Here is a 1,065-nt window from a genome sequence, read left to right as displayed (position 1 = left end):
GCGCAATTTCAGCGTCACTTCAGAGCCGGCGGGAACACGACAGCGGCGTAAGAAAGCCGAACAGTTGCGCTTCGTGATCCAGAAGCATTGGGCGCGGCGGCTGCACTACGATTTCCGGCTCGAACTCGATGGCGTGCTGCTCAGTTGGGCGGTGCCCAAGGGCCCTAGCTACGATCCCAGCGAAAAGCGTATCGCGGTCCATGTGGAGGACCACCCGCTCGACTATGCCAATTTTGAGGGAGAGATCCCGGCCAAACAGTATGGCGCCGGCTCGGTGATTGTCTGGGATCGTGGCACGTGGGAGCCAATCGGCGATCCGCGTGAAGGTATGGCCGCAGGCAAGTTGCTCTTCGATCTGTACGGAGAAAAGTTGGCAGGCCGTTGGGGACTGGTACGCATCGCCAAGCCCGGTGACCGTTCAGAACAGTGGATCCTGTTCAAGAAGCGAGATGCCTGGGCGCGACCACTGGTGGAGTTCGACGTGTTGGCAGCTTTGCCGGATAGCGTCATCGCAAAGCCACTGGGTGCGCTGACCCAGGCGTCGCAGGGCTCAACCGAAATGGCTTCCGATACCGCCATCACGGACGCCCCGCTCGCCCCCCTGCCGGCTAAGCTTGGGCCACAGCTTGCGAACCCGGCACCCGCACTTCCGACTGGTACCGGGTGGGTCATCGAAACCAAGTTCGATGGCTACAGAATCTTGGCCCGAATCGAGAATGCCAGAGTGGCGCTCTTTACTCGTAATGGCCATGACTGGACGCGCAAGCTGGGATCCCTGGCGGCGGAAATCGAGAAGCTAGACATCTCGGAAGGCTGGCTGGATGGCGAGATTGTCGTGCTTCGCGATGGCGTGCCAGATTTCAATGCCTTGCAGAACGCAATCGACGGGCATCGCAACGACGCGATCGTCTTCTTCGGCTTCGACCTACCCTTCTGGGAAGGCCGAGATTTGCGCAACGTACCCCTGGCCCAGGGGCGTGCGAAGCTGGCGGAGCTTGTAGGAGTTCGCTCCGAGCGAGTGCGCTTTAGCGAGGCCTTCGATGCCCCCCCGGCACAGATCTTTCA

The 1,065-nt window shown here is 60.8% G+C and carries 1 protein-coding gene; it reads left to right on the top strand.

Going from position 1 to position 1,065, the window contains the following annotated elements:
• The coding region (locus ACW4E8_RS40985) for a DNA polymerase ligase N-terminal domain-containing protein (protein WP_456809696.1) at positions 1–1,065 on the top strand (1,065 nt) is incomplete at both ends.

It is taken from the genome of Cupriavidus sp. CP313, from assembly GCF_054072015.1.
The sequence above is the reverse complement of the archived record's forward strand: the minus strand, read 5'-3'. Positions and strand labels throughout refer to the sequence as shown.